Below are 24414 nucleotides of genomic sequence, written 5' to 3'. Positions count from 1 at the left end.
TGTCAGGCCACGGCGGCCATGTCGTCGCTGCCTGAGGCCTGTGCATCGGCTTCGGCCTGGCGCGCCTGCGCCTGGTAGAGGCGGTAGTACGCCCCTTCACGCGCCATCAGTTCCTCGTGCGGCCCCTGCTCCACGATCTGGCCACGGTCCAGCACGACCAGGCGGTCGGCCTTGCGCAACGTGCTCAGGCGGTGGGCGATGGCAATAGTGGTGCGGCCACGCACCAGATTGTCCAGCGCCTTCTGGATTTCCTTTTCGGTGGTGGTATCGACCGAAGAGGTCGCTTCGTCCAGGATCAGGATGCGCGGATCGATCAGCAACGCGCGGGCGATCGAGATGCGCTGGCGCTCGCCGCCCGACAGGGCCTGGCCGCGCTCGCCCACCAGCGAGTCGTAGCCGTGCGGCAGGCGCAGGATGAACTCGTGGGCGTGCGCGGCACGGGCCGCGGCCACGATCTCGTCGCGCGTGGCCTCCGGCTTGCCGTAGGCGATGTTCTCGGCAATGGTGCCGAAGAACAGGAAAGGCTCTTGCAGCACCAGGCCGATATTGCGGCGGTAGTCGGAAACACGCACCGAGCGGATATCCGCGCCGTCCACCAGGATGGCGCCCTCGGACACGTCGTAGAAGCGGCAGATCAGGTTGATCAGCGTGCTCTTGCCCGAGCCGCTGTGGCCCACCAGGCCGATCATTTCACCCGGGGCGATGGTCAGGTCCAGGCCGCGGATGACCTGGCGGTTGCCGTAGCGAAAACCCACGTCGCGCAGTTCGATGCGGCCGTTGATGTGCGGCAGCTTGGCGGGATTCTGCGGTTCCGGCACGCTGGACACGTGGTCCAGGATGTCGAAGATGCGCTTGGCGCCGGCGGCGGCCTTCTGGGTCACCGAGACGATGCGGCTCATGGAATCCAGGCGCGTGTAGAAGCGCCCGATGTACGCCAGGAAGGCCGCCAGCACACCCACCGTGATCTGCTTTTGCGAGACCTGCCAGATACCGAAGATCCAGACCACCAGCAGGCCCACTTCGGTCAGCAAGGTCACGGTCGGAGAGAACAGCGACCAGGTCGTGTTCACCCGGTCGTTGACTTCCAGATTGCGGTTGTTGGCTTCACGGAAACGCGCCACTTCGCGCTTTTCCTGGGCAAAGGCCTTGACCACGCGGATGCCGGGAATGGTATCGGCCAGCACGTTGGTGATTTCGGACCAGATGCGGTCGACCTTCTCGAAGCCGTGGCGCAGGCGGTCGCGCACCGAGTGGATCATCCAGATGATGAACGGCAGCGGCACCAGCGTGACCAGCGCCAGCCACGGATTGATCGAGAACAGGATCACCGCGGTCATGACGATCATCAGGATGTCATTGGCGAAATCCAGCAGGTGCAGCGACAGGAACACGCAGATGCGGTCGGTTTCGCTGCCGATGCGCGAGATCAGGTCGCCGGTGCGCTTGCCGCCGAAGTATTCCAGCGACAGTTGCTGCAGGTGTTCATAGGTGGTGGTGCGCAGGTCGGCGCCGATGCGCTCGCTGACCCAGGCCAGGATGTAGGTGCGGGCCCACCCCAGCCCCCATGCCAGGAAGGCGGACCCCAGCAGCCCGCCCAGATACAGGCGGACCTTGCCGTAATCGATGGGCGCGCCGTTCTGGAACGGGATCAGCACGTCGTCCATCAGTGGCATGGTCAGGTAAGGCGGCACCAGCGTCGCGGCGGTGCCCAGCAGCGTCAGCAGGAAGCCGGCCAGCAGGGGCAAGCGGTAAGGGCGGGCAAAGCGCCACAAGCGCAGCAGCGCCCAGGTCGAGGACGGCGCCGCCTGCTCCTGGTTGCAGGTCGGGCATTCGTCCTGCCCGGCGGGAATGGCGTTGTTGCAGATGGTGCACTGCCGCTCGGCGGCCTCGTCCGAGGGCTGGCCGGACAGGCGGATGGCCTGCTGCGCCTCGAACTGGCCCAGCAGCCGCAGGGCCGCCGGATTGCGCGCCAGCGTGAAACGCCAGATACCCAGGCGCGCGGTATCGTCGTGCAGCTCGAGCACCGCGGCGCCGGCATGGTCCGAAAGATTAAGGGACAGTTGAGGGCCAAAAGCCCAGGAATCCCAGCCGGTATCGGCCGGATTGCGGGCAATCAGCCGGCGGTCGGTGACCGCCAGCAGGCCCGGCTGGAACTTCAGGCGCTGGTCCAGGTCTATTTCAACCGAGGCCAGCAAGGTTTCGCCCGGCGCCAGTTCAGCGCGTAATTCGTCCCGCCAACGGGCAGGAAACGCATCGGCAGGGCCGGAAAGCAGGTGTGGTTTTTTCATTAGAACGCATACCGGGCCAGGACTCTGCCCTACAAGGCGGCGACCGTTCCCAACACCGGGCTGAAAACGTGTCCCTTCCTTACAACACAACGAGTTCACGCCTTTGAAGGCGTCGTATAGTATCAGCCGATTTTTCTAATTAGGAATATCTGGGATCCCCCACTCGTTGGCATTATTCTTAAGGCGCAACCCCAATAAATTCGCGGTCTTGCATAGGGGCGTCCGCGCGTGCCAACCTGCTTCTCAAGTAAATTAAAACATGAAAAAGAAAGACATTGAATTTCTCGATGTCGTGGCTTTGCGCGGCCCGAACATTTGGACGTACCGTCCGGTCCTTGAAGCGTGGGTGGATATCGGCGAACTGGAGGACTACCCCTCCAACACGATCCCCGGCTTCTACGAGCGCCTGACCGCATGGCTGCCGACCCTGATCGAGCACCGCTGCAGCCCGGGTGTGCGAGGCGGCTTCCTGGCCCGCCTGAAAGAAGGCACCTGGCCCGGCCACATTCTTGAGCATGTCACGCTCGAACTGCAGAACCTGGCCGGCTTGCGCGGCGGTTTCGGCAAGGCGCGCGAAACCTCCACCCGCGGCGTCTACAAAGTGGTCGTGCGCGCCTGGCAGGAACAAGTCACCCGCACCGCCCTGAACGAGGCCCGCGACCTGGTCATGGCCGCCATCGAAGACCGCCCGTTCGACGTCGACGCCACCGTGGCCCGCCTGCGCCGCCTGGTCGACCGCCATTGCCTGGGCCCCAGCACCGCCTGCATCGTCGATGCCGCCGACGACCGCGACATTCCCTATATCCGCCTGTTCGAGGGCAACCTCGTGCAGTTCGGCTATGGCGCGCGCCAACGCCGCATCTGGACGGCCGAAACCGACCGCACCAGCGCCATCGCCGAAGGCATCTCGCGCGACAAGGACCTGACCAAGGAATTGCTCTCGACCTGCGGCGTCCCCGTGCCCGAAGGCCGCCTGGTCGACAGCGAAGACGATGCCTGGTCGGCTGCCGAAGACATCGGCCTGCCGGTCGTGGTCAAGCCCTATGACGGCAACCACGGCCGTGGCGTGTTCACCAACCTGACCACGCGCGAAGAAGTCGTGTCCGCCTACCGCGTCGCGGTGGACGAAGGCAGCGGCGTCATCGTCGAACGCTTCGTGCTGGGCAACGAGCACCGCCTGCTGGTGGTGGGCAACCGCATGGTAGCCGCCGCCGCCGGCGAACCCGCCTGGGTCACCGGCGACGGCAAGTCCACCATCACCGAGCTGATCGACAACCAGATCAATACCGACCCGCGCCGCGGCCGCACCGAGAACCACCCGCTGAATCCGGTGCGCCTGGATTCGGCCGCGCAGCTTGAAATCGCCCGCCAGGGCCTGTCCGAAGACAGCGTGCCGGCCGATGGCCAGCGCGTGCTGGTGCAGCGCAGCGGCAACGTCGCCTTCGACGTGACCGACCGCGTGCACCCCAGCATCGCCGCCACCGTCACCCTGGCCGCCCGCATCGTGGGCCTGGACATCGCCGGGGTCGACCTGGTCGCTGAAGACATCTCGCGCCCGCTGGACGAACAGCGCGGCGCCATCGTCGAAGTCAACGCCGGTCCCGGCCTGCTGATGCACCTGAAACCGGCCGACGGCACCCCGCGCCCGGTGGGCCGCGCCATCGTCGACCACCTGTTCCCCGAAGGCGATGCAGGCCGCATCCCCATCGTGGGCGTCACCGGCACCAACGGCAAGACCGTCGTCGCCCGCCTGGTGGCCCGCCTGCTGCACCTGTCGGGCAAGCGCACCGGCCTGGCCTGCAGCGAAGGGCTCTACCTTGACCGCCGCCTGGTGCAAAAGGGCGACCGCGCCGATTTCGCCTCGGGCACGCGCCTCTTGATGAATCGCAACGTGGACGCCGCCGTCATCGAGAACGACAGCGGCGTGATCCTCGGCCAAGGCCTGGCCTACGACCGCTGCCAGGTCGGCGTGGTCACCAACATCGACGACGCCGATCACCTCGGCGACTTCGACATCAACGAAACGGAACGCATGTTCAATGTGTTCCGCACCCAGGTCGACGTCGTGCTGCCCACCGGCACCGCGGTGCTCAATGCGCGCGACCCCCGCGTGGTCGAAATGGCCGAGCTGTGCGACGGTGCCGTGATCTTCTTCGGCATCGATCCCGCCCTGCCCGCCATCGCCGCCCACCTGCAACAGGACGGCCGCGCGGTATACGTGCGCGACGGCGCCATCGTGCTGGCGCAAGGCGCCCGCGAAGAACGCCTGGCCGCCGTGGCCGCGATTCCCCTGACTCATGGCGGCCGCGTGGCCTTCCAGGTCGAGAACGTGCTGGCCGCCGTGGGCTCCGCCTGGGCGCTGGACATCCCCGTGGAACTCATCCGCGCGGGCATCGAGACCTTCGACATCGACCAGGCCGATGCGCCCTGGCAATTCACTCTGTTCGAACGCAACGGCAGCACCGTGGTGGTGGACGACGTGCACAACGCGTCCGCCCTGCGCCCGCTGATCGCGGCCATCGACCAGTTCCCGTCGACCACCCGCGCCGCCGTCTATTCGGCCGGCGCCGACCGCCGCGACGCCGACCTGATCGAACAAGGCCGCCTGCTGGGCGACGCCTTCGACCGCGTCGTGCTCTACGACGACGCCACGGTCGCCAGCAAGCGCCCGGCCGGCCAGGCGCGCGCGTTGCTGCGCCAGGGTCTGGAACAAGGCAGCCGCGTCAAGCAGATCCTGGACGAACCCGACCACGGCCGGGCCATCGAAAGCCAGCTGGACGGCATCGCCGCGGGCGATTTCGTCCTGCTGCAATCCGACGAGGCGTTCTCCGGCCCCACCATCGATCTCGTCCGCCGCTGGATCCAGCAACACTGACATCACTGTGCGCGCCCCGGCTCAGGCCCCGGCGCGCGTAAGCTAGACAGGAATACCTGCCATGGAAGTTTCCCGTATCCGAGCACTGCGCGGCCCCAATCTGTGGAGCAAGAACACCGCGATCGAGGCCATCGTTTCCTGCGCCGACGCCGAATGCTCCATCGATAACCTGCCCGACTTCGAAGCCCGTCTGCGCGCGCGCCTGCCGCAAACCGGCCTGCTGCGCCCTGAAGGCCACCAAGGCGCGGTATCGATCGCCCACGTGCTGCAGATCGTCGCGCTGACGCTGCAAGCCTATGCCGGCTGCCCGGTCACGTTCGGCCGTACCTCGTCCACCATCGAGCCAGGCGTGTTCCAGGTCGTGGTGGAATACAGCGAAGAAGAAGTCGGCCGGCTGGCCATGGACCTGGCGCAGGCACTGGTGCGTGCCGCCCTGGACGACACCCCGTTCGACCTCGCCGACGCCCTCAAGCGCCTGCGCGAACTGGACGAAGACGTGCGCCTGGGCCCCAGCACCGGCTCCATCGTCAACGCCGCCACCGCCCGCAACATTCCCTATCGCCGCCTGACCCAGGGCAGCATGGTGCAGTTCGGTTGGGGCAGCAAGCAGCGCCGCATCCAGGCCGCCGAAACCGACCTGACCAGCGCCATTTCCGAATCCATCGCGCAAGACAAGGACCTGACCAAGATGCTGCTGGACGCCGCCGGCGTGCCAGTCCCGCTTGGCCGCTCGGTCACCACCGCCGAAGACGCCTGGGCCGCAGCCCAGGAACTGGGCGGCCCGGTGGTGGTCAAGCCGCGCGACGGCAGCCAGGGCCGCGGCGTGGCCGTCAACATCGAAACGCGCGAGCGCGTGATCCAGGCCTTCGAGGTTGCCGAGGAAATCAGTTCCGAGGTCATCGTCGAACGCTACATTCCCGGCCACGACTTCCGCCTGCTGGTGGTGGGCGGCGCACTGGTGGCGGCCTCGCGCCGCGACCCGCCCCAGGTCACCGGCGACGGCGTGCAGACCATCCGCCAACTGGTGGACCAGGTCAACGCCGACCCCTTGCGCGGCGACGGCCACGCCACCTCGCTGACCAAGATCCGCTTTGACGACATTGCGCTGGCCACGCTGAAAAAGCAGGGCTTCGACGCCGACTCGGTGCCGCCGCCCGGCACCCTGATCTTCCTGCGCAACAACGCCAACCTCAGCACCGGCGGCTCGGCCACCGACGTCACCGACGAAGTGCATCCGGAAATGGCGGCGCGCGCGGTATCCGCAGCCCGAATGATCGGCCTGGACATCTGCGGCGTGGACGTCGTCGCCGAAAGCGTGCACTACCCGCTCGAAGAACAGAACGGCGGCGTGGTCGAAGTGAACGCGGCTCCCGGCCTGCGCATGCACCTGAACCCCTCGTTCGGCAAGGGCCGCGCGGTGGGCGAAGCCATCATCGCCAACATGTACGCGGACGGCGACGACGGCCGTATTCCCGTGGTGGCCGTGGCCGGCACCAACGGCAAGACCACCACCGTACGCCTGACGGCGCACATCCTGGGCGTGGCCGGCAATCGCGTCGGCATGACCAATTCCGACGGCGTCTACGTCGACAACCTGCGCATCGATACCGGCGACTGCAGCGGCCCGCGCAGCGCCCGCAGCGTGCTGATGCACCCGGACGTCGACGCCGCCGTGTTCGAAACGGCGCGCGGCGGCATCCTGCGCGAAGGCCTGGCGTTCGACCGCTGCAACGTGTCCATCGTCACCAACATCGGCATGGGCGACCACCTGGGGCTGGGCTACATCAGCACGGTCGAGGACCTGGCCGTGGTCAAGCGCGTGATCGTGCAGCACGTGCACCCCAGCGGCACGGCGGTGCTCAACGCCGCCGACCCCATCGTGGCCGACATGGCCGCCAGCTGCCCCGGGTCCATCACCTACTTCGCCGAAGACCGCAACCACCCCGTCATGGCGACGCACCGAGCCCAGGGCCTGCGCGTGGTCTACCGCGATGGCGATGCCATCGTGGCGGCGCAAGGCAGCGAGGAAACCCGCTTCCCGCTGGCCGAGATTCCGCTGACCCGCAACGGCACCATCACGTTCCAGGTCGAGAACACCATGGCCTCGATTGCGGCCGCCTGGGCGCTGAACCTGGACTGGGACATCATCCGCCGCGGCCTGGCGACCTTCATCAACGACGCCCAGACCGCGCCCGGCCGCTTCAACGTGTTCGACTATCGCGGCGCCACCGTGATCGCCGACTACGGCCACAACCCGGACGCCATCCTGGCGCTGGTGCGCGCGGTCGATGCCATGCCGGCGAAGCGCCGTTCGGTGGTGATCAGCGGCGCAGGCGACCGCCGCGACGAAGACATCCGGATGCAGACCGAGATCCTGGGCGCAGCCTTCGACGATGTGCTGCTCTACCAGGACCAATGCCAACGCGGCCGCGAAGACGGCGAGGTGCTGGCCCTGCTGCAGCAAGGCCTGGTGGGCGCCAGCCGCACCCGCCACATCGAAGAGATCCACGGCGAGTTCCTGGCGATCGACACGGCCCTGGCCCGGCTGGGCGCAGGTGACCTGTGCCTGATCCTGGTGGACCAGGTCGAGGAAGCGCTGGACCACATCGCCCGCCGCATCAAGGAAGCCTGACGGAAAGCCTGGTTCCGCCCGGCAAGGCCGGGGCAAGCAAACGAACGGGGCGCCCTTGGGCGCCCCGTTCTCATTGGCATGGCCGCGCGGCTCGCCGCCGCACGATGCCACGCTAGCTGGTGGCGTGGACCAAGGGCGCCTCGGCCTGATACCGGTCCGTGACGTGCGTGCACCCCAGCGCCGCCCATGCGGCCAGCGTCAATAACACCGCGCGGCAGAATCGTTGCGTCATGCCTGTTCCCTCCTGAGTTGAATGCCGGCGCTTGCGTGGCCCGGGGCCTCGCACAAGCGGCCAGGACCGACTATACCGGCGCCTCACCGCCACGGCCAGCACGCGCAAAAAGCACCCCAAAATCGCGCATTTTCCCGTTACTTGCCCTGCTCAAAACAGGACAATACGTTGCTCAACTGTAACTCCCTCTCTGCGTACGGCCTGCCCGAATCCCGTCACGCAACCCATGCTTTGCCCCGTCCCCGGCCGTTACATTTACCCACAGCGTCCTTTGACAGGCCGCGAGAGGCACCTGTACCTTGAACCCAAGCTGATCAGTGTCCAACTCACCCGCGACTGCCAGGTTTATCGGCCATAAACCCACGCAGCCGCCACTACGAAGAGAGGTCACCATGAATAACGACATCATCGCTGGCAAGTGGAAGCAGCTGTCCGGTAAGGCCAAGGCCGCCTGGGGTGAACTCACCGACGACGAGCTGACCCGTACGGAAGGCAACGCCGAACGCCTCGCTGGCCTGATCCAGGAGCGCTACGGCAAGACCAAGGAACAGGCCGAGAAGGACGTGCGCGATTTCTTCGATCGCAATCGTTGATCCCTCGCCACCCAGGAGAAGCTGACATGTTGCACTACGCCGTTGTTTTCTTCGTGATTGCGATCATCGCGGCCGTCCTGGGCTTCGGCGGCATCGCCGCCGGCGCCGCAGGGATCGCCAAGATCCTGTTCTTCGTCTTCCTGGTTCTGGCGCTGCTGTCCATTCTGGGCGGCGCATTCAGGAAGAAATAGAGCCATCGCACCCAAAGATTTTCCGCTAGCCGTTGCGTACCACCGAACGCGCTGAAACCCCTACACAAGGAGCATAACTATGGAATTCCGCAAGCTGATCGCCGCCGCCGCACTGGGTACGGGCGCTGTCTTCACTTCCATGGCCTTTGCCGCCAATGACGGCAAGCCCAAGCAATCCGTGGGCGAATACGCGTCCGACGCGACCGTGACCACCAAGGTCAAGGCAGCCTTCGTCGCCGACAAGCAGTTGAGCGCCTTGGACATCGCCGTGGAGACCACCGACGGCGTGGCCAAGCTGACCGGTACCGTCGGCACCTCCGCCGAAGCCGATCACGCCGCCACCGTGGCCCGCGGGGTCGAAGGGGTCAAGCAGGTCATGAACAACATCAAGGTCGACCCGGCCAAGAACAAGAAGTAAGCGCCGTCACCTTGACGCAACCTCCGCGGCGCCTGCGTGCAAACGCAGGCGCCGCGTTGTTTTTGGCGCCAGGCGGTCGTCCGGCCCGGTCAGCCGCTTGAGCCGCCGGCACGCCTCGCGGCGGACCTAGACGTTGACGGTACCGCGACCGATTTCAAGCGCGCGCCCGCCGACCTGGATGCGCCCATCGGCCTGCACGTCCAGCAAGAGGCGGCATGGCCGGCCCATCTGGTCGCCCTGCTCGACCAGGATGCTGGCCGGCAAGGCGCGGCCCTGGTGCCGCAGCCAACCGCCCAGGTTGGCGCACGCCGAGCCCGTGCCCGCGTCTTCGTCCACGCCGCCGCCCGCCTTGGCGAAAAAGTAGCGCGCCACCACCACGTCGCGCTCGTCCTGGCGACGCCCCGTGTCAAAGGCAAACAGGTAGCAGGTCTTGCGGCCCAGGCTGCTGGCCTGCCAGCGATGCAGCTGCGTGGCGTCGGGACGCGCGCGGCGCACGGCCTCGACGCTCTTGAGCGGCACCAGCAACTGATCGGCGCCGGTATCTACCCAGATCGGTTCGCCCAGCAAGTCATCGGGCTGCAATCTCACCAGTGCGGCAATGTCGGCGGCCGGCAATTCGGGCGGCGCCGTGCGCACGCCGTCGGGGCACGGCGCGGTGAAGGTCCAGGCATCGCCATGGGCCGTCACCGGCACGAGGCCGGCCTTGAATTCCAGCGTCAGGGCATCGCCGGATTTCAGCAGGTCCCGCAGCACCTGCGACGTGCCGATGGTGGGGTGCCCGGCGAACTTCATTTCGTAGCCGGGCGTGAAGATGCGCACCCGCGCATCAGCCTGTTCAGAAGGCAGGATGAAGGTGGTTTCGGAGAGGTTGAATTGCGCCGCCAGGTTCAGCATGGTGGCATCGTCCATGCCGCGCGCGTCTTCGAAGACGCATAGCGGATTGCCGCTGAAGGTGCTGGAGGCGAAGACGTTGATGAGACGAAACGCGTAGATGGCCATGATCGGATGAAGCGAGGGAAGCCGCCCAGGCGGCGAAGGCCCTCACTTTATCGCATCGCGCGCTTACCAGATCGCGAAGAACAGCACCCAGGCCCAGCAGAATGGCGTCAGGCCCGCCAGCAACACCAGCCAGGCCAGTGCTTTCTTGAAGCGGCTGGCCGGACGCTGGTTCAACAGCCGGGCAAACAGCCGCAGGGTCCAGAGCACCGCCAGCGCCAGCAACGTGAAGCGCACCGGCGCCGCCCAGGCGGCGCGCACGCCTTCGTGCTTGAGCAGGTTGACCGTCGTGGCCGACAGGCCCAGGAACACGCCGATGCCGGCCGAAGGAATCAGCGCCTGCGCCAGCTTGTGCAAACCCGGGCGGAACCCGCCGCCGGCCGATTGCGTGGCCGAGGGCGCCGCCGGCACCAGGCGGTCGGCGATCCAGAGCGACAGGAAGCTGGCGCCCCCCACGACGACCGTGGCGCCGACCACGAACAACAGGATGCCCGCGCCATCAAGCCACGAGAAGCTGTCGTTCACTTCCGGATAGTGGGTCAGGATGAACCACGGCGCGTTGTCCATCAGGGGCCACAGGATGTCGTGCTCGACCAGCCAGGTGGCGGCCCATTGCTTGGCGGCCACGTACCAGGGGCTGGCGCTCCAGAGGAACGCGCCCATGGCGATGCCCATCAGGCCGAAGCACAGCAAGACGGTCTGCCAGGCGTCGCCCTCGGTGACGTTGACGATTTCTTCTTCGGGCGAACGCGGCGTCAGCGCAATGGCGCCGCGATAGCCGCTGCAGCGGCCGCACATGTGGCAGTCGCCGGCGCCCTTCATGTGCCGCAAGGGCACCAGCGGCGCACAGTTGATGGGTTCGATCCGGATGACCGGATGGCGCCACTTTTCTTCGTCGACCTTGAAGTGCCACGGCGCCAGCTTGGCCAGCACATTGAACACGCCATTGACCGGGCACAGGTACTTGCACCAGACGCGCTTGCTGCGGCCGTATCGCCAGCCGACGATCATGGCCGCCACCGTGGACCCGCCCAGCACCGCCAGCACCGCCAGCGGATACTGATACACGCTGACCAGTTGTCCGTAGACGGTGGTCAGCGCGAAGGCCACGAACGGCCAGCCGCCCCACCGCATCCACCTCGGGATGGCATGCCCCTGGCCGCGTTCGCTGGCCCATTCGGAGAGCATGCCCTCCGGACAGAACCAACCGCACCAGGCCCGTCCCAGGATCGGCATGGAAATCAGCACGAACGGCCACCAGACGCCCCAGAAGGCGAACTGCGCGACGATGGTGAGATTGTTGAACACCGATGCCGAATTGCCGGGCAACGGCATGACGGCCGGCACGATCAGCAGGAAAGCGTATATCGCAACAATGCCCCACTGCAGCTTGCGCAGCAGCGGGGCATGGTCTCGAAGAAAGTCGGCGATACGGGAGGTTGCCCGCCCGAGTGCAGCTGCCATGGTTAAACCTTCATGAATTCATTCCGGCAATCGCGTCGGAATCAGGAGGCCGCGCGGGCCGCGGCGACCGGGGCGGGCTTGCCGCCCACCCAGCGCAGCAGCGCCCACACCACGATCCAGTAAGCGACCCACAACAATACCGAGATCAAGGCCGGCAAGGCGCGGTACCCGGCAAAATCAGCCAGAATCTTGCCAAAACCCGTGCTGTCGCTGAGCAGCCACGAACTGTCCCAGACCGGGTCGATGATCGTCGGCAGCACGTCCAGCGAAATCAGGTGATCCAGGCCGCCCACCAGCAGCGAGCCGGCCAGCAGCAACAGCAGGATTTCGGTCACGCGGAAAAAGCGGCGCCACGTGATGAGCTTGCCGCCCAGTTGCAGCAGCCAGAAGGTCAACAGCGCCACGACAAAACCGGCCACGCCGGCCAGGGCCAGCATCAGCATGTTGCTGCCGCCCTCGCCCGCCGCCACCGTGCCATACAGGAACACCACGGTTTCGCTGCCTTCTCGGGCCACCGCAATGGCCACCAGCACGAACAGGCCCCACCAGTTGTCGCTGGCAACGGAAGAACGGGCCCCGCTTTCGAGTTCGCCCTTGAGCGTGCGGCCGTGCTTTTTCATCCAGACGACCATCTGCACCACCAGCGCGCACGCCGCCAGCGACATGACCGCCTGGAACCATTCCTGCCCCTCGTCACTGAGCCAGGACGACACGCCCAGCAGCACCAGCGCCAACGCAATGGCCAACGCCAGCCCGGCGGCCACGCCGCCCCACAGATACTTCAGCCCGCGCGCGCCTTCCGGTGTCGAGCGCAGCCAGGTGTACAGAATGCCCACCACCAGCATGGCTTCGACGCTTTCGCGCCAGACGATAAAGAGGACCTGTTCCATGTAATGCAGCCTGCCTATTCCTTGGCCTTGACGACCAGGGTGCCTTTCACCGACTGGTGAAAGTCATCGAAGAAGGGATACTCGCCGGGGCGCGAGATGGTGATGACCACGAAGGACTTGACCCCGGGGCCCAGCACTTTTTCCTTGCGCAGCGGAATGCTTTCGAATTCCACCGGTTCGTTGCTCTCGTTGATGAGCTCGATCTTGAAGCGGCCTGCCGGGACTTCCAGACGTGCGGGCTCGAACGTGCCGTCAGGCTTGAACGTCAGGGTGAAGGTGGGCAGTTCGTCCGCCTGCGCGGGCGCCATGCCCGCCAAGCCGGCCACGCTGATCAACAGCGCGGCAACCACGCGTAGCAGGCGGCGCACGATCAGTAACCGCCCTTCTTGCCGGTGCCGGCATAGACGAATTCATATTCCAGGTCGAACGGTTCGAACCACTCGCCCACGCCGGTTTCCTTGTCGATGTGGCGACCGAAGTGGCTCATCTTGTTGGCCGTCGGCGGCAGGATCGAATACTTCAGCTTGTACTTGCCCGGGCCTTCGAGCTTGATGTTTTCGCCGTAGTGCGGGCCGTCGTTGGCGACCATGGGCATGAAGGTGCCTTTTTGCACGTTCTGGCTGCCGACCTTCTGGATTTCGTAGTTGACGACCAGGTAGGGCACCCACTCGCCTTCGGGGAAACCGGTCTTGTTGCCGGCCGTGGCGTGGATGTCGGCCTCGAGGTGCACGTCGGAGTCCTTGGCGGGACGCATCATTCCGGGCGGGTCCATTTCGATGGGCTGCAGATAGACCGCGCCGATTTCCATGCCACCCTTTTCTACCGGCTTGCCGATGGGGTATTCAGCCGCTTGGGCGACGGACACGCTCAAACCGACAATGGCCAGCGCCAAGGCTTTCTTGATCATGGGATATTCCTCGAGACACGAATGAAACGGCGGTTCTGAAAAATATAAACAAGAACCGTTTGCATTAATGTAACGAATAAAACTGACAGATCCCTGAACCTGGCGCGGGTGAAAGAGACTGATTGTTGCGTCCCATCAGGCAAAAGAAAAGCCGGCGGGCAACTGCCACGCCGGCGTCTTGCATGCGGGATTCTCGACGATGCCCAAGCCCCCGCTCGGTGGTTCCTTACTTGCGCCCGCTGCCCGGCGTGCCGCCCGGCGTGAACGGGAAGGTCGAGAACATGGCGCGGGTCTGGTCCTGCATCTGGTCCTGCATCTGCACGAACAGGTTTTTGCTCTGGTCGATGTAGTTGTTCATCATGTTCTGCAGCATGGGCGTCTGCACGTTCATGAATTGCGTCCAGGCTTCGGGGCCGAACTGACTGCCGTACAGACCCTTGGACTGCTCGGCCATCCGCGTCTGGATTTCCATGAAGGCCTGGATGTTCTTTTCCAGGTACGAACCCATGATGCCCTGCATGGCATGGCCGTAGAAACGGATGATCTGCGACAGCATGTTCGACGAGAACATGGGCATGCCGCCACTTTCCTCTTCCAGGATGATCTGCAGGAGAATGCTGCGCGTGAGGTCTTCGGCGCTCTTGGCGTCGACGACCTGGAATTCCTCGTTGGCCAGAACCAGCTGCTTCACATCGGCCAGGGTGATGTAGGTGCTGGTCCGGGTGTCGTATAGGCGACGGTTGGGGTACTTTTTAATCAGGCGCAGGCTGGCGCCGGTTTGTGCTTGCGTCATGTTTGTCCCCGGATCGGGCGATCTCTAAGACTTCGAATAGGGTGGAGTGTAATGCCGGGAGCCTTCTCCCCGAAGCTCTGCGGCGCGGAAGGGCCGCCCGCCGGGCGGCCCGCGATGCGTCAGCCCATGTGCAGGCCGCCGTTGAGCGAGAAATCCGCTCCGGTGGAAAAGCCGGACTCATCCGAAGCCAGCCACGACGTCATGGACGCGATTTCCTCGGGTGTGCCCAGGCGGCGCACCGGGATGGTGGCGACGATCTTTTCCAGCACGTCCGGGCGGATGGCACGGACCATGTCGGTGCCGATGTAGCCGGGCGAAATGGTGTTGACCGTGACGCCCTTGCTCGCGACTTCCTGGGCCAGCGCCATGGTGAAACCATGGATGCCGGCCTTGGCCGTGGAGTAGTTGGTCTGGCCGAACTGGCCCTTCTGCCCGTTCACCGAGCTGATGTTGATGATGCGCCCCCATTGGCGCTCGACCATGCCGTCGATGACCTGCTTGGTCACGTTGAACAGGCTGTTCAGGTTGGTGTCGATGACCGCGCGCCAATCGTCGGCAGTCATTTTCCGGAACAGCCCATCACGGGTGATGCCCGCATTGTTGACCAGCACGTCCACCGGGCCCAGTTCCGCGGTGACGCGTTCGAACGCCTCTACCGTGGATTCCCAGTCAGAGACATTGCCGACGGAGGCATGGAACGTGTATCCCTGTGCCGCCTGCTCATCCAGCCATTGCTGGTAGTTGCGGCTCGGGCCGCAGCCTGCCACGACGCGAAAGCCATCTTTGGCCAAGCGTTGGCAAATAGAGGTGCCGATACCGCCCATCCCGCCTGTAACGTAAGCCAGTTTTCCGCTCATTGGACTTCCTCCTGTGTGCGACGGACGCCTCGTTGATTAACTTTCTTATTGGCCTGGGCCCACCGCGTGCGCGGCTTCAGGCGGCCCTGACCTTCACATACCTGCCCGGCGCCGGCTCGATCGGCCGGTACTGGGCATTGCCCGATTTCGTACGCGCCTTGACCTGCTTGCCGGAATGCCCGGCCAGCCACTCGGTCCAGTCGGGCCACCAGCTGCCCGGTTTTTCCTGGGCCTGCGCAAGCCAGGCCTTGGGATCGCCGGGCAAGGGATGCCCCGCTTGCCCGGTATTGTCCGCTACCCAGTAGCTGCGGCGCTTCTTGGCAGGCGGATTGATCACGCCTGCGATATGGCCGGACGCGCCCAGCACGAAGCGCTGCGGGCCGCGCAGCACCTGGGTCGACGCATAGGCCGAGACCCACGGCACGATATGGTCTTCGCGCGAACCAAAAATATACGCCGGCATCGTCAGTCGCGTCAGGTCCAGCGGCAAACCGGCGGCCTGGGCCCGGCCCGGCACCTTCAGGTTGTTCTCGAGGTAGGTATTGCGGAAGTACCAGGAGAAGAACGGGCCCGGCAGGTTGGTGCTGTCGCCGTTCCAGAAGAGCAGGTCGAAGGCCGGCGGCTTCTGGCCTTTAAGGTAGTTGCCGACGACGTAGTTCCAGACCAGTTCGTTGGGCCGCAGGAACGAGAAGGTGGTGGCCAGGTCACGCCCGGGCATCAGCCCGCCGGCGCCCAGTTGGTGGTCGCGCCACAGCGCATGCGCTTCGTCGACAAAGACGTTGAGGATGCCGGTATCGTGGAAATCGAGCAGCGAGGTCAGCAGCGTGAGGGACGCGACGGGATGCTCGCCGCGCGCTTCGGCCAGCGCCAGCGCCGAGGCCAGCATGGTGCCGCCGACGCAGAAGCCCAGGGCGTTGACCTGCGGCTGCCGCGTGATGTCGCTGGCCACGCGCAGCGCCTGCAGCACCGCGTTGTCGAGATAATCGGACCATGTGGCGCGATCGACGCCGTCGGTATCGCTGGCCAGCGGATTGCGCCAGGAAATCAGGAACACCGTAAAGCCCTGCTCGACCGCGTGACGCACGAAGGAGTTCTCCGGCTGCAGGTCAAGGATGTAGAACTTGTTGATGTTCGGCGGCACGATCACCAGGGGGCGTTCGTGCACCGTGGCGGTGGCCGGCGAATACTGGATCAGCTGGAACAGCGTGTTTTCGTACACCACGTCGCCCGGCGTGACCGCCACGTTGCGGCCGATTTCGAACTGCGTTTCGTCGGTCTGGGTGATGCGCCCTTTCTTGACGTCGCCAAGCAGGTTGGCCAGCCCTTCGTTCAGGGCACGGCCGGCGCTTTCGACGATGGACTGCTGGGCGTCGGGGTTCAGGGCCAGGAAATTGGAGGGCGACAGCGCGTCGACCCATTGCATGATGGAAAAGCGCAGGCGTTCGCGCAGGGGTTCGCTGACCTGGGCGGCATCCACCATGCGCGACATGGCGCGGGCGGACAGCAGATAGGTGTGCGCCATCAGCAGATGCGAGCCATTGGCGGCCCAGGCGTCGCCGGAAAAGCGGCGATCGGCCGGCGGAGTCAGCGCGCCGCGACGGGCGTCGTCGCACAGGCGCTGCCATTCGCGGGAGAATTCAGCCTGGATGTCGGCCAGGACGTCCGGAGCCACGCTCACCGGAAGGGGCCCTGAGGCGGAGAGATTGGCATTCACTTCGACACCTTGTTATCGAGACTTCCCGATTGATGTTGCATGTCGGGTAAGGGGCTGTCAATGCGGGTATTCAATGAGGCCGGCCAGCCTGACAGCCCTTTTATCAAGCCGCTTTGCGCAGGATCAAGCCGGGTCCAGCCAGGCCAGCAGCGCCATCCGTCCGGTCTCGCCGTCGCGCCGGTACGAGAAGAAGCGCCCTGCGTCTGTCACCGTGCACAGACCGCTCTGGGTGATCTCTTGTACCCCGGCGCGACGCAGCCGGAAACCGGCCAGGCCGGCGAGGTCCGCCAGCCATTTGCCCGGCACGCCGGGCCGAGGACGAAAGTAGGACTCAGTCGCGGGGTCATCCGCCATGAAGGCGTCCAGCACGTCGCGCCCGACCTCGAATGCGTCGGGGCCGATGCCCGGGCCGACCCAGGCACGCCAGGCCGAGGCCCGCGGCGCCTTGGCGCGCATGGCAGCCAGGGTATTTTCCAGCACGCCGCCCGCCAGGCCGCGCCATCCGGCATGGGCCGTCCCGAGCACGCGGCCATCGGCGTCGGCCATGACCACGGGCAGGCAGTCGGCCGCCATCGCGACCAGCACCCGGCCCGGCTGCGTCGTGACGCTGGCATCCAGCGCCGGTTCTGGCGGCACGTCCGCCTGGTCGGCGTCGATGACGTCGCTGCTGTGCACCTGACGCAGCCAGAGCGGTTCGGCCGGCAGCGCGGCGCGCAGACGGCGGCGGTTTTCGGCCACCGTGTCGGGGTTGTCGCCGGCGCGCAGGCCCAGGTTCAGGGTGTCGTGCGGGGCAACGCCCACGCCGCCCGTCCGGGTGGTGCAGAAATAGTTGACGCCGGCCCACGCGGGGCCGGTCACCACGGGCAAGCCTTGAATCACGCGTTCCATGTGATCGCTTCCTGGACCAGGGTCATGTCCGCCGGCACGGGGGCGGCGAATCGGACTTCGCCGCGACCGCCCGGATCGTCGAAATGCAGGGCGCGGGCGTGCAGCATCTGCCGCGTCGCGCCGGCAATGTTCTTGCCGCCATAAATGGTGTCGGCCAACAGCGGATGCCCCAGGCTGGCCATGTGCACCCGGATCTGGTGGGTGCGGCCGGTTTCGAGGCGGCACACCACTTCGGTGACGCGTCCGCCCGGATCCACCTGGCCGCGCCGGGCGGGGGAGTAATGGGTGATGGCAGGCTTGGGCGCCACCGGGCGTTCGACGCTCATGCGCACCGGCACCCGCGGGTCGCGGCCGATCGGGCGGTCGACCTTGCCGGCCGCCGCCGCCCAGCCGTGCGCCAGGGCGATGTATTCGCGGCCCATGCTGCGGGCCTGCAATTGGCGTACCAGGTGGGTCTGCGCGATTTCATTGCGCGCCACGACCATCAGGCCGGACGTATCCTTGTCCAGTCGGTGAACGATGCCGGCACGGGCCACCTGGGCCAACTCGGGGTAGCGGTGCAGCAGCCCGTTGAGCAGCGTGCCGCTCCAGTTGCCGGCGCCCGGGTGCACCACCAAGCCCGCGGGCTTGTTGACCACGATCCAGTCGGGGCTTTCGTCCACCACCGGGAAATCGATGGCTTCGGGGGCGAACGCGAGGGTTTCGGGGGCGGGCTGGGCCCAGACGGTGATTTCGTCGCCGGGGCCGACGGTCTGGCGGACCTTGCCGGGCGCGCCGTTGACATGAACGTTGCCGGCTTCGATCCAGCCTTGCAGGCGACTGCGGGAGTGGTCCGGCAGCAGGCCGGCCAGCACCTTGTCCAGCCGGTCGGCGCGCGTGCCCGACGGCACCGTTACAAGTTGCGGCTCACCCCGGTTTTCGCCCGGATTTTCGCCAGGAAGACCCAGGAGTTCATCGTCGGAAACGAGATCTGCGCTGATGGCTGTATCAGACATGGAGACAAATCATATAATCAGCCTGCCATGCTAACACCAAGGATACGATTCTCGTGATTCACCACTCCGCAGCTCCCTTGAACCCCGCCTCCCGAAGCGGGTCGGTTTTGCGCGTGGTTATCGCGCTATTTGCCGTTATCGCCATTGCCGGTTGCGGCTCGACCAACAGCAAGTACGACAAGACCACCAACTGGAGCGCCGAACAGCTGTACGCCGACGCCAAGGCGGAAATCTCGTCCGGGGGCTGGAAAGAAGCCCGCGAGCGCCTGACCGCCATCGAAAGCCGCTACCCCTTCGGCGTCTACGCCCAGCAGGCCTTGCTTGAGCTGGCCTACGTCAACTGGAAAGACGGTGAAAACGAACAAGCCCTGGCAGCCATCGACCGCTTCCAGCAGCTCTACCCCAATCACCCCGGCACCGACTACGCGCTTTACCTGAAGGGCCTGATCAACTTCACGCCGGCCAGCGCCTTCATGAGCAGCCTGACCGGCCAGGATCCGGCCGAACGCGACCCCAAGGGCCTGCGCGCGTCCTACGACGCCTTCAACGAGCTGATCAAGCGCTACCCGGACAGCAAGTACACGCCTGATGCCGAAAAGCGCGTCGCCTGGCTGGTCAACACCATCGCCATGAACGAAGTGCACGTGGCGCGCTACTACTACGAGCGCGGCGCCTACATCGCCGCGGCCAACCGCGCGCAGACCGTCATCACCGACTTCGAAGGCGCACCCGCCACCGAAGAAGCGCTCTACCTGATGGTGCAGTCCTACGACAAGCTCGGCATGACCGAACTGAAGAACGACTCGCAGCGCGTGTTCGACAAGAACTTCCCCAACAGCTCGTTCAAGGACAAGGGCCTGAAGGCCGACAAGAGCTGGTGGAACCCGTTCAACTGACCGGCCACCGCATGGGAAAGAAGCCCCTCGATTTCTCGAGGGGCTTTTTTATTCCTGCTTGCGGCGGTAGAAGGCCAGGACTTCTTCCAGTTCGCGCGTTCGCGCGAACGGCGGCAGGCCGCGCCATAGCTGCTTGCCGTAGGGCTTTTCAACCAGGCGGGCATCGCCCACCATCAGCACGCCCCAATCGGCTTCGGTGCGGATCAGGCGGCCGGCGCCCTGCTTGAGCGAAATGGCGGCCTCGGGCAACTGGTATTCCGAGAACGGATTGCCGCCCTGGGCGCGACAGGCCCGCAGGCGCGCCTCGATGACGGGGTCGTCGGGCGGCGCGAACGGCAGCTTGTCGATGGCCACCAGGGTCAGGACGTCACCGGGCAGGTCGATGCCTTCCCAGAAGCTCGCGCTGCCCACCAGCACCGGGTGGGTCAGCTTGCAGAAGCGGTCGAGCAGGTCGCGGCGCGTGCCCTCGCCCTGCTTGAGCAGCGGCCAGTCATGGCCGGCGTCGTCGAAGGCGTCGGCCAGCAGGTTGGCGACCTTGTCCACCGCGCGCAGGGTCGTGCACAGCACCAGCGTGCCGCCGGGGCTGGCCTCGAGCAGCGGCAGCAGCGTCTGGACGAAGCGGTCCAGGAACTGCGGCGACTGGGGTTCGGGCATGCCGCGCGGCACGAACAGCAAGGCCTGCTGCGGGTAGTCGAAGGGCGATTCCCACTTGCCGGTGCGCGCGCGTTCCAGCCCCAGCTGGCTGGTGAAATGGTGGAATTCGCCGTTCACGGACAGGGTGGCCGACGTCATGATCCAGGCCTGGCCCGGCTTGCGGTATTTGGAGAAGGCCTGGGCCACCGACAGCGGGGCGGAATGCAGGCGCACGTGGTGCAGGCCATGTTCGACCCAGCGCACCGCGGGGCCGGTCCATTCGACCGCGGCGGCGGCGCCTTCGAGAAGGGCGGTCGGCGTGGACAGGCCATCGCCCAAGGCGGCGGCGGGCGGCTCGGGCGCCTGGTTGTCACGCCCCCAGCCTTCGTCGTCCAGGCCCGAACCACCGCGGCCGGGCGTGGCCCAGCGTTTCAGGCGCACGGAAATCTCGGCGCCGGTGCGCGCGGCGGCGACCAGGTCGGGGTGCCGCTCGGCGACGGACCCGAGCGCGTTGGTGGCGGTATCCACGGCTTCGCGCAGCACGGCCAGCGCGGTGTCGAACTCATCGGCGTTGGGAATGGCCTCGAACGTGGCCTTGCGGCCCGGCAGGCGTTCCAGCGGCGCACAGGCCAGCCGCAGTTCGCGCGCGGCGGTTTCCAGGTGGCGCGAGATGTCGCTCCATTTCGTGGCTTCGCGCGCATAGGCCAGGCCGGCAACTTCCAGCGCGCGGCCGAAATCCATGAGCTGGTGCGTGGACACGCTGCTGCCCAGAAAGCGCGTGGCGGTGTCCGGCAACTGATGCGCTTCGTCGAAGATGACGGTGTCGGCTTCGGGCAGCAGGTCGGTGACGCCCTCTTCGCGCAGCACCAGGTCGGCCATGAACAGCGCATGGTTGACCACCACCACGTCGGCTTCCTGGGCCTGGCGGCGGGCCTTGACCACGAAGCAATCGCGGATGCGCGGGCATTCCTGGCCCAGGCAGTTCTCGCGGGTCGAGGTGACGCGCTGCCAGATGTCGGCGTCTTCGGGCACCTGGGCCAGGTCGCCGCGATCGCCGGTCTTGGAAATGCCGGCGAACACCTGGATCTGACGCAGCTGCTGGATCTCGCTGCGCGACTTCAGGGCCCGGTCGTCGCCTTGCAGGCGGTCCAGGTGATAGTGGCAGACGTAGTTGCCACGGCCCTTGAGCAGCGCGGCCGTGACCGGTGCGGCCAAGGCGGCCCGCACGCGCGGCAGGTCGCGGGAAAAAAGCTGGTCCTGCAGGGTGCGGGTACCGGTGGAAATCAGCACCTTGCCGCCCTGGATGAACGCGGGTACAAGATAGGCCCAGGTCTTGCCGATGCCGGTGCCGGCCTCGGCCACCAGCGTGGCGCGGTCGGAGATGGCCTGGCCGATGGCCTGGGCCAGCTCGACTTGCGACGGGCGTGGCTTGTAGCCGGGCATGGCCGACGCAAGCGGCCCGTCCTCGGCGAAGAATTCGGATATGTCCAGGTCCAGCATTGAAACAGCCTAGTGTCGAAATCAACCGTGCCGGTCGACGGTCGGGGCGCCAGACACTGATGGTGGGAAAGGACCAAATGATACCCGCTGCGGCCGCGCTTTTCCGGTTGCCGTGTCGCGGTCGCCCCTGCTCGCAGGGACGGATCGGTCACCCCTGGCACGTTCTGTAACAGTGGCTTATGGCACAATCCGCCCCTTGTTTTTCCTTTTTGCCGTCGTATCGAGATGTCTGAAACTTCCGTTATCACGAACGTCGCCGCCGGCGTCGACAATGCCCGTATCGTTGCCCAGCTCGCCACCGAGCTCGGCGCACGCGCCTCCCAGATCGCCTCGGCGGTCGAACTGCTGGATGACGGCGCCACCGTGCCCTTCATCGCGCGCTACCGCAAGGAAGCCACCGGCGGCCTGGACGACACCGTCCTGCGCAACCTGGAAGTGCGCCTGGGCTATCTGCGCGAGCTCGAAGAACGCCGTGGCGCGATCCTCGAATCCATCTCGCAGCAAGGCAAGCTCACGCCCGAACTGCAGCAGGAAATCTCCACCGCCGATACCAAGCAGCGCCTGGAAGACTTGTACGCGCCGTACAAGCCCAAGCGCCGCACGCGCGCCCAGATCGCCCGCGAAGCCGGCCTGGAGCCGCTGGCCGACGCCATCCTGGCCGATACGGCTTGCGACCCGGCCGCGCTGGCCGCGCAATACCTGAATCCCGAAGCCGCGATCAACGACGCCAAGACGGCGCTGGATGGCGCGCGCGACATCCTGGCCGAGCGCTACGCCGAAAACGCGGACCTGCTGGCCGACATGCGCGAGCATCTCTGGTCCACCGGCCTGCTGTATTCCAAGATGGTCGACGGCAAGGAAACCGAAGGCGCCAACTTCCGCGACTGGTTCGACTTCAGCGAACCGCTGCGCACGCTGCCTTCGCACCGCATCCTGGCGCTGCTGCGCGGCCGCCAGCAAGGCGTCCTGGAAATCCGCCTGGGCCTGGAAGCCGAACTCGAAGCGCAACTGCCGCACCCCTGCGTCGCACGCGTGGCCAACTTCCTGAAGCTGGGCAATGGCCTGTTCGCACTGGACGCCTCGCCGCGCGCCCGCTGGCTGGGCGAAGTGTGCCGCTGGACCTGGCGCGTCAAGCTGGTCACGGCGTTCGAAAGCGAGCTGATCGGCCGCCTGCGTGAAACCGCCGAGGCCGAGGCCATCCGCGTGTTCGCCGCCAACCTCAAAGACCTGCTGCTGGCCGCGCCGGCCGGCCCCAAGGCCGTGCTGGGCCTGGATCCGGGCATCCGCACGGGCTGCAAGGTGGCGGTCATCGACCAGACCGGCAAGGTTGTCGACACCACCACCGTCTACCCGTTCGAACCGCGCCGCGACCGCGACGGCACCATCAATACGCTGGCCGCGCTGGTGGCCCGCCACAAGGTCGACCTGATCGCCATCGGCAACGGCACCGCCTCGCGCGAAAGCGAGAAGCTGGTGGGCGACATGATGGAACGCTTCCCTGACCTGAAGGTCACCCGCGTGGTCGTGTCCGAGGCCGGTGCATCCGTGTACTCGGCGTCCGAGATGGCCGCCCAGGAATTCCCCGACCTGGACGTGACGCTGCGCGGCGCCGTGTCCATCGCGCGCCGCTTGCAGGACCCGCTGGCCGAACTGGTCAAGATCGATCCCAAGGCCATCGGCGTGGGCCAATACCAGCACGACGTCAACCAGCGCGAGCTGGCCCGTTCGCTGGACGCCGTGGTCGAAGACTGCGTGAACGCCGTCGGCGTGGACGTCAACACCGCGTCCGCCGCGCTGTTGGCGCGCGTGTCGGGCCTGAACTCGTCGCTGGCCAAGAACATCGTGGCCTGGCGCGACGAAAACGGCGCCTTCCCCACGCGCGACATCCTGCGCAAGGTGCCGCGCTTTGGCGACAAGGCCTTTGAACAGGCTGCGGGCTTCCTGCGCATTCCCAACGGCGACAACCCGCTGGACGCCTCGTCGGTGCACCCGGAAGCCTACCCGGTGGTCGAGCGCATCGTCGCCAAGATCAAGGCCGAAGTGAAGCAGATCATTGGCCAGCGCGATGCCCTGAAGGGCGTGTCGCCGTCCGACTTCACCGACGAACGCTTCGGCCTGCCGACGGTGCGCGACATCTTCGCCGAACTCGAAAAGCCCGGCCGCGATCCACGCCCGGAATTCAAGACCGCGCAGTTCAAGGAAGGCGTCGAGACGCTGAACGACCTGTTCCCGGGCATGGTGCTGGAAGGCGTCGTCACCAACGTGGCCAACTTCGGCGCGTTTGTCGACATCGGCGTGCACCAGGACGGCCTGGTCCACATTTCGGCGCTGGCCGAGAAATTCGTGAAGGATCCGCGCGACGTCGTGCGCGTGGGCCAGACGGTCAGCGTGAAGGTGCTGGAAGTGGACGTGGCGCGCAAGCGCGTGGCCCTGACCATGCGCATGAACGACGCCGCCGTGCCCGCACGACGCGGCTCGGACGCCCCGGCCAAGGGCGGCGACCGCCCCGGCCGCCGTCCGCAAGGCGACAGCGGCCGCGGCAACGCGGGCGGCGGCGCCGCGATGAACAGCGCCATGGCCGACGCCTTTGCCAAGCTCAAACGCTGAACCCGCGCTGGCCGCCCATCACCAGGCGGCCAGGATGCGACACGA

The 24414-nt window shown here is 66.2% G+C and carries 19 protein-coding genes; 7 read left to right on the top strand and 12 right to left on the bottom strand.

The window, feature by feature from the left end; translation table 11 throughout:
* Nucleotides 1-2: 2 nt before the first annotated feature.
* Nucleotides 3-2288 carry a cyanophycin metabolism-associated ABC transporter gene (locus ACUDP5_RS07205; protein WP_263910644.1) on the bottom strand — a complete coding sequence of 762 codons (2286 nt, stop codon included), beginning with the start codon at nucleotides 2286-2288 and terminating at the stop codon, nucleotides 3-5.
* A gap of 259 nt (nucleotides 2289-2547) precedes the next feature.
* On the opposite strand from ACUDP5_RS07205, the gene cphA (ACUDP5_RS07200) reads away from it, so the two are divergent.
* The 5 genes from cphA (ACUDP5_RS07200) (at nucleotide 2548) to ACUDP5_RS07180 (ending at nucleotide 9229) form a co-directional block, all read left to right on the top strand.
* Nucleotides 2548-5163, top strand: a complete 2616-nt coding sequence (cphA, locus tag ACUDP5_RS07200) for a cyanophycin synthetase (RefSeq protein ID WP_263910643.1) — start codon at nucleotides 2548-2550, stop codon at nucleotides 5161-5163.
* 61 nt (nucleotides 5164-5224) lie between these two features.
* Nucleotides 5225-7795, top strand: coding sequence for a cyanophycin synthetase (gene cphA, locus ACUDP5_RS07195; protein WP_445658454.1), 2571 nt, complete (start codon nucleotides 5225-5227; stop codon nucleotides 7793-7795).
* Between the two features lie 624 nt (nucleotides 7796-8419).
* Entirely contained in the window at nucleotides 8420-8620 is a 201-nt protein-coding gene (locus ACUDP5_RS07190) for a CsbD family protein (protein ID WP_025140133.1), read from the top strand.
* A 26-nt stretch (nucleotides 8621-8646) separates the two neighbouring features.
* Complete coding sequence (locus ACUDP5_RS07185; RefSeq protein ID WP_006389411.1) at nucleotides 8647-8811, top strand: DUF1328 domain-containing protein; 165 nt, start codon at nucleotides 8647-8649, stop codon at nucleotides 8809-8811.
* A 79-nt stretch (nucleotides 8812-8890) separates the two neighbouring features.
* A complete protein-coding gene (locus ACUDP5_RS07180; protein WP_263910640.1) occupies nucleotides 8891-9229 on the top strand; it encodes a BON domain-containing protein in 339 nt (112 codons plus the stop codon).
* 126 nt (nucleotides 9230-9355) lie between these two features.
* Here ACUDP5_RS07180 and ACUDP5_RS07175 read toward each other — a convergent pair whose 3' ends face one another.
* The 10 genes from ACUDP5_RS07175 to ACUDP5_RS07130 all read right to left on the bottom strand — a co-directional run bounded on the left by ACUDP5_RS07175 (nucleotide 9356) and on the right by ACUDP5_RS07130 (nucleotide 18733).
* Nucleotides 9356-10228 carry a PhzF family phenazine biosynthesis protein gene (locus tag ACUDP5_RS07175; RefSeq protein WP_445658453.1) on the bottom strand — a complete coding sequence of 291 codons (873 nt, stop codon included), beginning with the start codon at nucleotides 10226-10228 and terminating at the stop codon, nucleotides 9356-9358.
* A 63-nt stretch (nucleotides 10229-10291) separates the two neighbouring features.
* Nucleotides 10292-11689: a 4Fe-4S binding protein gene (locus tag ACUDP5_RS07170; protein WP_445658452.1), complete on the bottom strand. Its 1398-nt coding sequence runs from the start codon at nucleotides 11687-11689 to the stop codon at nucleotides 10292-10294.
* Nucleotides 11690-11730: 41 nt separating this feature from the next.
* Nucleotides 11731-12579 (bottom strand): FTR1 family protein, encoded by an 849-nt coding sequence (locus ACUDP5_RS07165; protein WP_263910635.1) that lies wholly within the window; start codon nucleotides 12577-12579, stop codon nucleotides 11731-11733.
* A gap of 14 nt (nucleotides 12580-12593) precedes the next feature.
* Nucleotides 12594-12887 (bottom strand): cupredoxin domain-containing protein, encoded by a 294-nt coding sequence (locus tag ACUDP5_RS07160; protein ID WP_232786613.1) that lies wholly within the window; start codon nucleotides 12885-12887, stop codon nucleotides 12594-12596.
* Nucleotides 12888-12949: 62 nt separating this feature from the next.
* Complete coding sequence (locus tag ACUDP5_RS07155) at nucleotides 12950-13486, bottom strand: iron transporter (RefSeq protein WP_263910632.1); 537 nt, start codon at nucleotides 13484-13486, stop codon at nucleotides 12950-12952.
* 226 nt (nucleotides 13487-13712) lie between these two features.
* Nucleotides 13713-14279: a polyhydroxyalkanoate synthesis repressor PhaR gene (gene phaR / locus ACUDP5_RS07150; protein ID WP_263910630.1), complete on the bottom strand. Its 567-nt coding sequence runs from the start codon at nucleotides 14277-14279 to the stop codon at nucleotides 13713-13715.
* A gap of 119 nt (nucleotides 14280-14398) precedes the next feature.
* A complete protein-coding gene (locus ACUDP5_RS07145) occupies nucleotides 14399-15136 on the bottom strand; it encodes a 3-ketoacyl-ACP reductase (protein WP_263910628.1) in 738 nt (245 codons plus the stop codon).
* 76 nt (nucleotides 15137-15212) lie between these two features.
* On the bottom strand, nucleotides 15213-16850 hold the full coding sequence (gene phaC / locus ACUDP5_RS07140) for a class I poly(R)-hydroxyalkanoic acid synthase (protein ID WP_263910626.1): 1638 nt from the start codon (nucleotides 16848-16850) through the stop codon (nucleotides 15213-15215).
* Nucleotides 16851-16973: 123 nt separating this feature from the next.
* The gene (gene pgeF, locus ACUDP5_RS07135) at nucleotides 16974-17738 is read right to left on the bottom strand and encodes a peptidoglycan editing factor PgeF (RefSeq protein WP_445658451.1); all 765 of its coding nucleotides are present in this window, start codon (nucleotides 17736-17738) and stop codon (nucleotides 16974-16976) included.
* Nucleotides 17726-18733, bottom strand: coding sequence for an RluA family pseudouridine synthase (locus tag ACUDP5_RS07130; protein ID WP_263910623.1), 1008 nt, complete (start codon nucleotides 18731-18733; stop codon nucleotides 17726-17728). Before ACUDP5_RS07130 ends, pgeF begins: the two co-directional genes overlap by 13 nt.
* A 107-nt stretch (nucleotides 18734-18840) precedes the next feature.
* On the opposite strand from ACUDP5_RS07130, the gene ACUDP5_RS07125 reads away from it, so the two are divergent.
* Nucleotides 18841-19629, top strand: a complete 789-nt coding sequence (locus ACUDP5_RS07125) for an outer membrane protein assembly factor BamD (RefSeq protein WP_025140122.1) — start codon at nucleotides 18841-18843, stop codon at nucleotides 19627-19629.
* Nucleotides 19630-19677: 48 nt separating this feature from the next.
* Here the strand turns inward: ACUDP5_RS07125 and ACUDP5_RS07120 are convergent, their stop codons facing one another.
* On the bottom strand, nucleotides 19678-21762 hold the full coding sequence (locus ACUDP5_RS07120) for an ATP-dependent DNA helicase (protein WP_263910622.1): 2085 nt from the start codon (nucleotides 21760-21762) through the stop codon (nucleotides 19678-19680).
* A 225-nt stretch (nucleotides 21763-21987) separates the two neighbouring features.
* On the opposite strand from ACUDP5_RS07120, the gene tex reads away from it, so the two are divergent.
* Nucleotides 21988-24369: an RNA-binding transcriptional accessory protein Tex gene (gene tex / locus ACUDP5_RS07115; protein ID WP_263910620.1), complete on the top strand. Its 2382-nt coding sequence runs from the start codon at nucleotides 21988-21990 to the stop codon at nucleotides 24367-24369.
* Nucleotides 24370-24414: the final 45 nt, after the last annotated feature.

This window comes from Achromobacter sp. NCFB-sbj8-Ac1-l, from assembly GCF_052695805.1.
The sequence above is the reverse complement of the archived record's forward strand: the minus strand, read 5'-3'. Positions and strand labels throughout refer to the sequence as shown.

Excerpts from the sequence above, each read along its gene's own strand:
- ACUDP5_RS07165 (WP_263910635.1), bottom strand. The coding sequence starts at position 12,579 with ATGGAACAGGTCCTCTTTATCGTCTGGCGCGAAAGCGTCGAAGCCATG.
- cphA (WP_263910643.1), top strand. The coding sequence starts at position 2,548 with ATGAAAAAGAAAGACATTGAATTTCTCGATGTCGTGGCTTTGCGCGGC.
- ACUDP5_RS07170 (WP_445658452.1), bottom strand. The coding sequence starts at position 11,689 with ATGGCAGCTGCACTCGGGCGGGCAACCTCCCGTATCGCCGACTTTCTT.
- tex (WP_263910620.1), top strand. The coding sequence starts at position 21,988 with ATGTCTGAAACTTCCGTTATCACGAACGTCGCCGCCGGCGTCGACAAT.
- ACUDP5_RS07180 (WP_263910640.1), top strand. The coding sequence starts at position 8,891 with ATGGAATTCCGCAAGCTGATCGCCGCCGCCGCACTGGGTACGGGCGCT.
- ACUDP5_RS07185 (WP_006389411.1), top strand. The coding sequence starts at position 8,647 with ATGTTGCACTACGCCGTTGTTTTCTTCGTGATTGCGATCATCGCGGCC.
- ACUDP5_RS07175 (WP_445658453.1), bottom strand. The coding sequence starts at position 10,228 with ATGGCCATCTACGCGTTTCGTCTCATCAACGTCTTCGCCTCCAGCACC.
- phaR (WP_263910630.1), bottom strand. The coding sequence starts at position 14,279 with ATGACGCAAGCACAAACCGGCGCCAGCCTGCGCCTGATTAAAAAGTAC.
- ACUDP5_RS07190 (WP_025140133.1), top strand. The coding sequence starts at position 8,420 with ATGAATAACGACATCATCGCTGGCAAGTGGAAGCAGCTGTCCGGTAAG.
- ACUDP5_RS07145 (WP_263910628.1), bottom strand. The coding sequence starts at position 15,136 with ATGAGCGGAAAACTGGCTTACGTTACAGGCGGGATGGGCGGTATCGGC.
- ACUDP5_RS07120 (WP_263910622.1), bottom strand. The coding sequence starts at position 21,762 with ATGCTGGACCTGGACATATCCGAATTCTTCGCCGAGGACGGGCCGCTT.
- cphA (WP_445658454.1), top strand. The coding sequence starts at position 5,225 with ATGGAAGTTTCCCGTATCCGAGCACTGCGCGGCCCCAATCTGTGGAGC.
- ACUDP5_RS07130 (WP_263910623.1), bottom strand. The coding sequence starts at position 18,733 with ATGTCTGATACAGCCATCAGCGCAGATCTCGTTTCCGACGATGAACTC.
- pgeF (WP_445658451.1), bottom strand. The coding sequence starts at position 17,738 with ATGGAACGCGTGATTCAAGGCTTGCCCGTGGTGACCGGCCCCGCGTGG.
- ACUDP5_RS07160 (WP_232786613.1), bottom strand. The coding sequence starts at position 12,887 with ATGGCGCCCGCGCAGGCGGACGAACTGCCCACCTTCACCCTGACGTTC.
- ACUDP5_RS07205 (WP_263910644.1), bottom strand. The coding sequence starts at position 2,288 with ATGAAAAAACCACACCTGCTTTCCGGCCCTGCCGATGCGTTTCCTGCC.
- ACUDP5_RS07155 (WP_263910632.1), bottom strand. The coding sequence starts at position 13,486 with ATGATCAAGAAAGCCTTGGCGCTGGCCATTGTCGGTTTGAGCGTGTCC.